Source organism: uncultured Allobosea sp. (assembly GCF_945956895.1).
GTDB lineage: Bacteria > Pseudomonadota > Alphaproteobacteria > Rhizobiales > Beijerinckiaceae > Allobosea.
On the sequence record NZ_CAMFJF010000084.1, the window covers coordinates 1 to 9,950 of the forward strand.

Consider the following 9,950-nt stretch of genomic DNA (forward strand, 5'->3'; position numbering starts at 1 on the left):
TCGGCCATTACTGGCTCGGCACCACCAATCTCGCGATCTGGTCGACGGTGCCGCCAACCAACCTGCCGGACTACAACTATTGGAATGCCGGCGTTTCCTACACTTGGAAGAACGTCACGGCGGATGTTCGCTATCATGACACCGACCTGTCGAAGAACGAATGCTTCGCACTGACGGCCGATCCGCGCGGCATCACCACCGGCAGTGGCCGCTCGAAATGGTGCGGCGCAGCCGTGGTCGCCACGCTCTCCTTCGACATCACCGCCAGCAGCCTCGGCGTCTTCGCGCCGAAGTGAGGTTAATCACATCTGCCAAGCCTGCTGATTTTGCACCGAACCACGGCGTCATCCCGGACAAGCCGCGAAGCGGCGCCGATCCGGGATTCATCGTAGAGCTCCGGAGCCCTCCGATGGATCCCGGGGCAAGCCCGGGATGACGAGGTGGTTCCGAGCAAGCGCGGCCGCTCTACAAGGTAACGCAATGCCCGCTTGTCAGACGATCTCGGAGACCAGCTTGGCGATCAGGCTGTTGGAGAGGATGACCGGCAGGCCCGCTTCCGCCGCCTCGCGGCGATGCCGCTCGACGAAGCCCATGCAATCCATCAGCAGGATCTGCGCGCCACGCCCCGCGAGATCGCGGGCGGCTTCCACGACCGAAGCCCCGCCGCCGCCATAGGGCGAGGCCGCGGCATAGAGCGGTGCGCGCCCGAGCGGCGCCCATTTCCCGGCCTCGGATGAAATCTGCTCGGCCAGCGGCACGACAATGCCGAGCTGCGCGCCCTGTACCAGCGCCGCGACCGTCGGCGGCAGGATGCGGTCCGGCTCGACCAATCGTGCCTTCTCCGTCGTCAGGCTAACGAAATGGCCTGTACAGAGCATCAGGATCGCCGAGCAGCCTTCGGCCTCCAGCATGGCGAGCTTGGCTTGCGCCGCAGTTTCGGTGCGGGCTCGGTCGATGACGACCGCACTGCCATCGAGCAATTTGGTGATCAGCACCGGCTTGCCGGCCTCAGCCGCGAAACCGCGCTCGATCTCGGCGCGGCTCAGGCCATCCAGCACCCCGGCATGGCGGCGCAGCAGACGCGTATCCAGCACGTCGTCGAGGATCGGCGTGATGTCGGCGCGCGGCGCCTGGCCGATGGTCAGAGTGCCCAGCTTGCTCATGGCGGTCCCTCTTCCGAAATGAAAAGGCCCCGGGACACGCGCCCGGGGCCTGTCTCGTTCAGCGCTTCCAGAAGTTCTTCGAGACGGAGTCGAAGAACGAGAAGATCGCATCGCCGGCGATGACGCCCGCCGCGAAGACCTCCATGTCGCCCTCGCCGCTCGCGCCGCGCAGTCTCTCCCAGATGACCCGGCAGAGGATGCCGGCCAGCACCGCCCAGCCCGCCATCGGGAAGTTGATCAACAGGCCGGTGGCGAAGAGCACGCCGATCTGCCGCTTCGGCCCGCCGATGAACTGCAGGATCGCGCCCGGGATCGCCCAGAGGAGGAGTTGCCAGGCAACGCCCGGCGCGACGCCGGCCTTGATCGTCGCGGCATAGACCTTGTTCACGGGGGCGACGAGGTTCTGGTCGAAATAGGACTGGTAGGAGAACAGCACCACCGCGCCGGCGATGATGAAGGCGAACATCGCGGCGAAGAGCTGCTGGCGGCGGCCGTCCAGCTCGAAAGCGGGGTCGGCGCCGTTGCCGCGCAGCAGATAGCCGGCCTTGAGGTCATAGCCCATATCGGCGAAGGCCGGGCCGGTCGCGGCCGAGAAGCCGACGAGCAGCGCCAAGGCCGGCATCGGGAAGCCCATGAGCATGCCGATGATCAGCGTGATCAGCGCCACCGCGAAGGCCGGGAACCAGCCGGAATGCATCGCGGCGAGGCCGACGATCAGCTCGTGAACATAGGCCGCGAAGGCGGCATAGAGCACGAACAGGATCAGCATGCCGACCGACATGTCGGTCATCAGCCCGCCGACGATGGCGATGAACACGGCGATCACGAGATAGCCGACCGTGCCGAGCCCGAGCGCGCGCTTGACCTCGCCATCCGAGACGCCCGCGGTCGCTTCGCCCGCCTTGGCCTCGCTGCGGCGGAACAGCAGCATCGCGACCTGAAGCAGCGCCACGAGCCCGGCGCCGATCATGAAGCCGTGCGGGATGTAGGCGGCCATCAGGTCGCCCTTCGGAACAAGGTTCGCGAAAGTCGGCCCGCTGAAGAGCTGGCCGGAATAGCCACGCAGCAGCAGGCCGACGCCGAACATCAGCAGCGCCCAGATATTGCCGATGAAGGCGACGCCGAATGCCGACATCGGGATGCCGCTGACGGCCGTGGAGCCGGCGAAGCCGATCCAGGCCAGCGGAATCTTGACGAAGGAGGCGGCGATGCCGGTTCCGAAGCCGATGCCCATCAGAACCGCCTTGCGGCCGCCCTCGTCGCCGGCCTTGATCGCCTCGGCTGCTGCAACGCCCGGAGGCCAGGCCCCCGTCGCCGGGAAGACGCGGGAATCGAACATCCGGTAGAGCAGGTAGGCATCGAGCAGCATCGCGAAGAAGGCGCCCGCCAGCATCGGCAGGACGAGGTCCGGCCGGCCGAGCAGCCAGGGAATGCCGACCGGCAGGAGCAGGCTGTTCGCCGCGCCGAACGTGGCCGAGGAGATCGCGCTCTGGGCCAGGTTCTGCACATGGATCGAGCGGTAGCGGGCGAAGATCGCGAGCGGCACGCGCGCCAGCGCCATGGCAGCGAGCGCGCCGATCAGCGAGGTGTTGGCGGTGATGCCGAGCGACACCAGAAGCTGCATGCCGATGATCGCGCCGAAGACGCAGAGCACGGCGATGAGCAGCAGCGTCGCCGGCTCGAACAGGCTGGGATGCTTCTGAGGCACCCCCTCATTTGGATTGGTCATGCCTCAGTCCCCTCATTGGCCCCTGTCGGGCGTTTGCATTGTTACCTTTGCCTCTCAGGCAACCAGGATGCCGGCTTTGGCTTCGCCGACGTCCTGCGTGGCATGCGCTCCGTGCACGCCGTAGTCGCGCTTGGCCGCATCCGGTGAGATCAGCCCGAGCGCGATGTCGCGGGCGATCGCATCCCGCGAGCGCTCGGAGGCCGGGCCGTAGCCGGCGCCGCCGGCGAGCACGAGCTCGACGATCTCATGCGGCTGCCGGACCTGGACCAGCTCGCCCGTGCCCACGTCCTTCAGGACATGGCCCTGCTCGTCGATCACCCGGCCGGAGGCTCCGCCGCCCGCCTTGCCGCCGAACAGGCCCGGGATCGGGTTGTTGACCCCTTCCGGATAGAGCGAGACCAGCGTCGGCAGGCCGTCATCGGCGAGCTTGCGCAGACGCACGCGCTGGCCGAGGCCGCCGCGATGCTGGCCGGCGCCGCCGGAGTCGGTGAGATAGGTCTTCTCGACCACCAGCACCGGCACCCGCGATTCGAAGGTCTCGATCGAGGTGTTCGCCGCCGAGGTCGGGTAGAGCAGGCCCGACTTGCCGTCGCCCTGGGCCGAGCCGCCCTGGCCACCACCACAGAAGAGCATGTCGGAATAGGTGTCGCCGGCCGCATCGCGGCCATAGACGCTCGCCGCCACCGGCAGGCCGGTGAAGGCCTGGACCTGCTTCGGCGCCGCTTCCGACAAAGCGCGGAAGATGTTCGGCGCCAGATACCAGCCGGTGCGGGTGCGCAGGTTCACCGCCAGCGGCTTGTCGCAGTTCAGGATCGAGCCCTTGGGCGCATCGACCGAGAAGGCGCGGTAGCAGCCGGCATTGCCGCGCACTGACGGGGTCAGCATGCATTTCAGCGGATAGGTCGCATGCGCCATCGTGTAGTTGAGCGTGCAGTTCAGCCCACCCTGCGGCAGCTGTGGCGGCGCCCCGGCGAAGTCGAGATGGATCGTGTCGCCCTTCACCGTCAGCGCCAGCGGATAAGTCATCGGCGTACCCAGCGGGTTGTTCGAGACCGTGCCGTGATAGGTGCCGTCCGGCAGCGCGCGGATAGCCTCGCGCATCGCCTTCTCCGAGCGGCTCTGCACGACATGGGCGAGCGCCCGCAGGTCCTGCATACCGTAATCGGTCAGGAAGGACTGCAGCCGCTCCGCACCGATGGCGTTGGCCGCGACGAAGGAATGCAGGTCGCCGAGCACCTGCTCGGAGTTGCGCACGTTCTCCCCGAGCAGGCGCACCAGCGTCTCGTTGACCCGGCCGGCTTCGTAGAGCTTCATCGGCGGGATCTGGAAACCTTCCTCGTAGATCTCGCGGGCCCGGAGCGAATCCTTGGTGCCGCCGATATCCGAGACATGGCCGACCGTGCCCATCAGGCCGACGACGCGCTCGCCGAGGAAGACCGGCGTCACCACCGCGATGTCGAAGAGATGGCCGGCGCAGAGCCAGGGGTCGTTCGTGATCAGCACGTCGCCGGGCTTCAGCGTCTCGGCCGGATAGCGCTCCAGCAGCGCCTTGACCGCGCGCGGTAGCGTCAGGTTGAACACCGGCATCGCACGGGGCGAATGCGCCAGCGTCTCGCCTTCGGGGTCGAGCAGTTCGCAGGCGAAATCCTGCGCTTCCGAGATCACCAGCGAGAAGGCGGTGCGGCAGACCGTCAGCCACATCTCCTCGACGACGTTGATCATCCGGCTCCACATGATCTCCAGCGAGATCGGATCGGCTTCGATCCGGCGCGCGGCCTCGGCCAGTGGCATATCGGCGGTAATCGTCGTCTCGGCCGCATTGGCCTGGCCGACATGGACGATGAGGTTCAGGACATCGTCGATGCTGACGCTGTCGCCGGGCGGCACGATCGTGGTCGACTCGCGCTCCTCGATGATCGCCGGCCCCTTGACGGTGTCGCCGGAGCGCAGCGCGTAGCGGTCATAGACCGAAGCCTCGCTCCAGCCACCCTCGAACCAGGCCTTGCGCGTACCCTTGATCTTGTTGGTGGCATCGCCGCCGCCGGCCGCGCCGGAGAGCGAGAGCGTCGGCACCGGGCCGGCGCAGCGGACACGGAAGTTGATCGCCTCCAGCCGGGCGCCCTCATAGACCGAGGTGTAGCGGGCGGAATAAGCCTTGCTGAACGCCGCGCGGATGGCGTCGAGGCTCGACGCGTCGATAGTGCCACCCGGCAGTGGCACCGAGATGTCGTGCATCTGGCCGACGAGGCGCATGTCGGCCGTGCGCTCGACCGTGACGTCGCCGGGCTTCACGCCGGCCTCGGTCAGGTGCTTGCGGCCCTCGACTTCGAGGTCGCGGAGCACGGCATTGACGGAAGCCGCATCGAAGCCCTCGGAGAACTCGACCGGCAGCGAACGCACCATGTCGAAGGAGAGCGGCGCGGCGAGGAAGCCGAGCGCGGACGCCGCGCCCGAAGCCGGCGGGATGATGACCTGCTTGACGCCGAGCACGCGGGCGACGTCGACGGCGTGCGCCGGGCCGGCGCCGCCGAAACCGACCATGGCGTAGTGGCGGGGGTCCTTGCCCTTCTCGACGAGATGGACGCGGGCGGCCGCGCCCATGCTCTCGACCACGACCTTGTGGATGCCCCAGGCCGCTTCCTCGATCGAGAGACCGAGCGGCGCAGCAACGGTCGAGACGGCCTTGCGCGCCGCCTCGAGATCAAGCGCCATGCGCCCGCCGAGGAAGAAGGTGGGGTCGTAATAGCCGAGCACGAGATTGGCATCGGTCACGGTCGGCTTGGTGCCGCCCATGCCGTAGCAGGCCGGGCCGGGATCGGAGCCGGCCGAATGCGGGCCGACCTTGAGCAGCCCGACCTCGTCGATCGCCGCGATCGAGCCGCCGCCGGCGCCGATCTCGATCATGTCGATGACGGGCGCCTTGATCGGCAGGCCGGAGCCCTTGGCGAAGCGGTTGACGCGGCCAGCCTCGAGCATCGGCGCGATCTCGGCGCGGCCGTCCTCGATCATGCAGGCCTTGGCCGTGGTGCCGCCCATGTCGAAGGAAATCACGTCCTTGTGGCCGGCGAGTTCGCCGAACAGCGCCGTGGCGAGACCGCCGCCAGCCGGGCCGCTTTCGAGCAGGCGGATCGGGAAGGTGCGCGCCGTCTCGGGCGAGACGAGGCCGCCGGCCGAATGCATCAGCCGGAGCGCGCCGGTGAAGGAGCGGGCCGCAAGCTCGCGCTCAAGCCGCTGCAGATAGCGGCGCATCAGCGGCTGGACGTAAGCGTTCGCAGCGGTGGTGACGAAGCGCTGGTACTCCCAGATCTCGGCCACGACCTCGCTCGACAGCGAGACGGTGAGTTCGGGGCAGGTCTCGCGGACGATGCGGCCGGCTTCCTGCTCATGGGCCGGGTTGCGGTAGCTGTTGAGGAAGCAGACCGCGATCGCCTCGCAGCCGGCGGCTTCGAGCTCGCGTGCGGCCTTGCGCACCGCCTCCGCATCGAGCGCGGTGACCACATTGCCGTCACGGTCGATGCGCTCGGCCACTTCGAGGCGATGCTCGCGCGAGACCAGCGGATCGGGGAAGGTCAGGAACAAGTCGTAGATGTCGTAGCGCTGCTCCGTCCCCATTTCGAGGATGTCGCGGAAGCCCTTGGTGGTGATCAGGCCGAGCTTGGAGCCCTTGCGCTCGATCACGGCGTTGGTGACCAGCGTGGTGCCATGGACGATGTCGCCGACATCGGCGAGCGTGATCCCCGCCATCTCGGTGAGCTCGCCCAGGCCGATCAGTGCCGCTTCAGAGGGATCATGCGGGGTGGTCAGGCGCTTGTGCAGCCTGACCGAGCGCTCCTGCGAATCGTACAGGATGAAGTCGGTGAAGGTGCCACCGATGTCGAAGCCGACACGCCAACGATTGCTCATGGAGCGGTCTCCGCGATTGCGAGGTTGAGGGGGTGGAAGCGCTTGTCCTGGGTCAGGGCGGCGATTCCGGCGGCGCCCTCCCCCAGTGAACGGATGATGGAAAGGCGCTCGGCCGGCTCGACCGTGGCGGCCGGGAAGGACAGGCAGAGCGCAACCTCGTCGCCGGTCGTGGGGTCGCCGACCGCGACCGAGAGCGCGCGCACACCGCGCACCGCCTCGTCGCGGGATTCGGCGAAACCTTCGTCGCGGACACGAGCCAGACGGCCGAGCAGCTCGTCGACGTTGCGCGGCGCCGTCTCTGACGGCGCGCTGAAGCCTGCCGGGTAGAGCGCGCGAACTTCGTCATCCGGCAGGCGGGCGAGCAGCGCGCGGCCGGTGCTGGAGGCGAAGGCGGGAATGCGGTCGCCGATCGAGGTGACCACACGAAGCGCATGTCGGCCGGGATGGGCGGTGACCGCGACGATCTCGGTGCCGCGCCGGACGCTGACATAACCGGTATGGCCGATCCGGTCCGAGATATTCCCGACCACGGCGTCGGCGCGGTCGATCAGCGAAGCGGCAAAACGATAGAGATGGCCGACCTGGTTGAGCAGAAGCGAGGGCCGGTAGCGCTTGCTGTCGCCGACCGTCTCCAGCAGCCCCTCGTCGCGCATCGCCCTGAGCAGGCGCGAGGCATTGCTCTTCGGCATGCCGAGCAGCGTGACGAGATCCGTCACCGTCACGTCGTGGCGCGTGCTGGAAAAACAGCGAAGCACATCCACGGCCGATGACAGGATGGACATCGTGGCTGACCCTTGAAGTTCCATTTAATGGAACTTGAGTTGCGATTATCGGAAAATACTCGAGTTAAGGAAGATGTCAATCCTGTGATCGCGTTTCTCTTCCGCAAGGGGAACCGGCCCGCGCCTCGACGCCGGTCCGGCTTGCCTGTATCCCGGCCTCCTTGCCGCTTCGGGCCCGTCTGCCCTCATGGAGATCGCCGCATGGGCGACAGCCTGCTCTATCTCTCGCGCGACGATGTCCGGGCGCTGGCGATCTCGCCGGGCGAGGCCCGCGAGGCCGTACTGCAAGGCTTTCGCGATCAGGCCGCAGGCCTGGATCAGAGCATCCCGAAAACCGCGCTCATGCTGGGCGCAGGCCACGGTTTCCAGGCGATGACAGGGGCATCCTCCGCCCAGCAGATCGCCACGGTGAAATGGGTGGCGATGGCGCCGGTCGCGGCGGGCTCGCCCCTGCCCGCGGTCAGTGCGCTGATCTGCGTCAACGACTATGCGACCGGAATGCCGCGCGCGATCCTCGACGGCGACGAGATCACGCTGCTCCGCACCGCCGCGATCACTGCCGCGGCGGCGTCACGCCTGGCCCCGCCTGCCCCTCGCACCGTCGGCTTCGTCGGCTGCGGATTGCAGGCCCATGCCCATCTCGCCGCCTTCCGCGCGCTCTATCCGGGCCTCACCACGGCGCTGGCCATGAGCCGCAGCCGCAGCTCCGCCGAGCGCTTGGCGGAGACGGCGCGTGCAGCCGGTCTTGCCGCGCGGGTACTGGACAATGCCGACGCCCTGCTGGCCGAGAGCGACATCGTCATCTCGATGGTGCCGGGCGGCCCCGGCATGACGCCCTTTCTCGATGCACGACGCCTGAAACCCGTCGCCTTCGCCGCTGCGGTCGATACCGGGCGGAGCTGGCTGCCGGAAGCGCTGCCGGCCTTCGACGTCCTCGCCACCGACAGCCTGGAGCAGTCGCGCGCACCTTACGACGCCGCCGGCAACCCGGTCACGACCGTCACCTTCGGCCATGACATGACGGAGCTTGCCGGCGCACCGCCCCCGACGGCACCGGCCGGCCGCTCCTTCTTCTGCTTCCGCGGCGTCGCACTGGCCGATCTCGCGCTTGCCCATCTCGCCATCGAAAAAGCCCGCGCGCAGGGGATCGGCACAACCCTGCCGCGCTGATCCCCCTAACTTCTCTGGACCACGCCATGACTCAACGCCTGCGCGATTTCGGCCTCACCTGCGGCATCATGCAGCCCGGATCGCTCAATGCGATCACCGACGTGCCTGGCGTCAGGCTCGGCCATTGCACCCTGAACGAAGGCGATCTTCGAACCGGCTTCACGGCCCTGCTGCCGCATGACGGTAATCTGTTCCGCCGCAAGCTCCGCGCCGCGGTCGATGTCATCAACGGCTTCGGCAAGAGCGCCGGGCTGATGCAGCTCGCCGAACTCGGCCAGATCGAGACGCCCTTACTGCTCGGCAATACCCTGAGCGTCGGCACCGGCTTCGACGCGTTGGTGACGCGCGCGCTCGCAGCCAATCCCGACATCGGGCGTGAGACCGGCACGGTCAATCCGGTCGTGCTCGAATGCAATGACGGCTATCTCTCCGACATCCGCGCCCGCGCGCTGACTGAAGCCCATGCCTTCGCCGCGCTCGACGCCGCAGCCTCGGGGCCGGTCGCGGAAGGCGCGGTCGGCGCCGGCACCGGCATGAGCGCCTTCGGATTCAAGGGCGGCATCGGCACGGCCTCGCGCCACTTTGCCCTCGACAGCACAGCGCACACGCTCGGCGTGCTCGCGCTCGCCAATTTCGGCAATGCCGGCGATCTCGTCCTGCCCGATGGCCGCCGCCCGACACCGCCGGAAGCGAAACCGCAAAGCGAGCGCGGCTCGGTCATTCTGATCGTCGCGACCGACGTGCCGCTGGAATCGCGCCAACTCCATCGCGTCGCGCGTCGCGGCGGCGCTGGTCTGGCCCGGCTCGGCGCCTTCTGGGGCAATGGCAGCGGCGACATCGCCGTCGCCTTCACTACGGCCGATCCGATCGATCACGATCAGCCTGATGACCTCGTGCCATTGCGCGCCCTCAACGAGAACCGCATCGACACGCTCTTCCGCGCCGCCGCCGAGGCGACGCAGGAAGCCGTGCTCAACGCGATGATCGCCGCGCCCGCCACGACCGGGCGCGACGGGCATCATCGCCCGTCGCTGGGGAATTGGCTGCGGGCAAACGCCGGCTGACGCCGTCCGAGCCGCTTAAGCCCACTCGCCCTTGCGGAACACCGGCACGCGGCGGCCGTCGGCATGGACGCCGTCGATATCGATCTCGCCGGAGCCGATCATCCAGTCGATATGGATCAGGCTCTTGTTGCCGCCCTGC

General features: G+C 68.0%; 7 protein-coding genes and 1 pseudogene. 3 read left to right on the plus strand and 5 right to left on the minus strand.

Annotation, left to right across the window (positions count from 1 at the left end; translation table 11 throughout):
- A pseudogene (locus Q0Q02_RS21510) lies at nucleotides 1–296 on the plus strand (hypothetical protein); the annotation flags it as partial.
- A 195-nt stretch (nucleotides 297–491) separates the two neighbouring features.
- On the opposite strand, the gene Q0Q02_RS21515 reads toward Q0Q02_RS21510, so the two are convergent.
- Genes Q0Q02_RS21515 through Q0Q02_RS21530 form a run of 4 tightly spaced genes read right to left on the minus strand, consistent with a single transcriptional unit; the run spans nucleotide 492 to nucleotide 7,577 of the window.
- Nucleotides 492–1,163, minus strand: coding sequence for an AroM family protein (locus Q0Q02_RS21515; RefSeq protein WP_293812572.1), 672 nt, complete (start codon nucleotides 1,161–1,163; stop codon nucleotides 492–494).
- Nucleotides 1,164–1,221: 58 nt separating this feature from the next.
- Entirely contained in the window at nucleotides 1,222–2,892 is a 1,671-nt protein-coding gene (locus tag Q0Q02_RS21520; protein WP_293812574.1) for an OPT/YSL family transporter, read from the minus strand.
- A gap of 54 nt (nucleotides 2,893–2,946) precedes the next feature.
- Nucleotides 2,947–6,795, minus strand: a complete 3,849-nt coding sequence (locus Q0Q02_RS21525; RefSeq protein WP_293812576.1) for a hydantoinase B/oxoprolinase family protein — start codon at nucleotides 6,793–6,795, stop codon at nucleotides 2,947–2,949.
- A complete protein-coding gene (locus Q0Q02_RS21530; RefSeq protein WP_293812578.1) occupies nucleotides 6,792–7,577 on the minus strand; it encodes an IclR family transcriptional regulator in 786 nt (261 codons plus the stop codon). Before Q0Q02_RS21530 ends, Q0Q02_RS21525 begins: the two co-directional genes overlap by 4 nt.
- A gap of 201 nt (nucleotides 7,578–7,778) precedes the next feature.
- Here Q0Q02_RS21530 and Q0Q02_RS21535 point away from each other — a divergent pair, with 201 nt between their 5' ends.
- The gene (locus tag Q0Q02_RS21535) at nucleotides 7,779–8,747 is read left to right on the plus strand and encodes a hypothetical protein (RefSeq protein ID WP_293812580.1); all 969 of its coding nucleotides are present in this window, start codon (nucleotides 7,779–7,781) and stop codon (nucleotides 8,745–8,747) included.
- 26 nt (nucleotides 8,748–8,773) lie between these two features.
- Nucleotides 8,774–9,811 (plus strand): P1 family peptidase, encoded by a 1,038-nt coding sequence (locus Q0Q02_RS21540; RefSeq protein WP_293812582.1) that lies wholly within the window; start codon nucleotides 8,774–8,776, stop codon nucleotides 9,809–9,811.
- A gap of 15 nt (nucleotides 9,812–9,826) precedes the next feature.
- On the opposite strand, the gene Q0Q02_RS21545 is transcribed toward Q0Q02_RS21540, so the two are convergent.
- On the minus strand, nucleotides 9,827–9,950 hold a 124-nt coding region (locus tag Q0Q02_RS21545), incomplete at its 5' end, for an aminopeptidase (protein WP_293812584.1).

What these genes read in the sequence shown, in the direction of transcription:
- Q0Q02_RS21540 (WP_293812582.1), top strand. Translation starts at nt 8,774, where the DNA reads ATGACTCAACGCCTGCGCGATTTCGGCCTCACCTGCGGCATCATGCAG.
- Q0Q02_RS21535 (WP_293812580.1), top strand. Translation starts at nt 7,779, where the DNA reads ATGGGCGACAGCCTGCTCTATCTCTCGCGCGACGATGTCCGGGCGCTG.
- Q0Q02_RS21515 (WP_293812572.1), bottom strand. Translation starts at nt 1,163, where the DNA reads ATGAGCAAGCTGGGCACTCTGACCATCGGCCAGGCGCCGCGCGCCGAC.
- Q0Q02_RS21525 (WP_293812576.1), bottom strand. Translation starts at nt 6,795, where the DNA reads ATGAGCAATCGTTGGCGTGTCGGCTTCGACATCGGTGGCACCTTCACC.
- Q0Q02_RS21530 (WP_293812578.1), bottom strand. Translation starts at nt 7,577, where the DNA reads ATGTCCATCCTGTCATCGGCCGTGGATGTGCTTCGCTGTTTTTCCAGC.
- Q0Q02_RS21520 (WP_293812574.1), bottom strand. Translation starts at nt 2,892, where the DNA reads ATGACCAATCCAAATGAGGGGGTGCCTCAGAAGCATCCCAGCCTGTTC.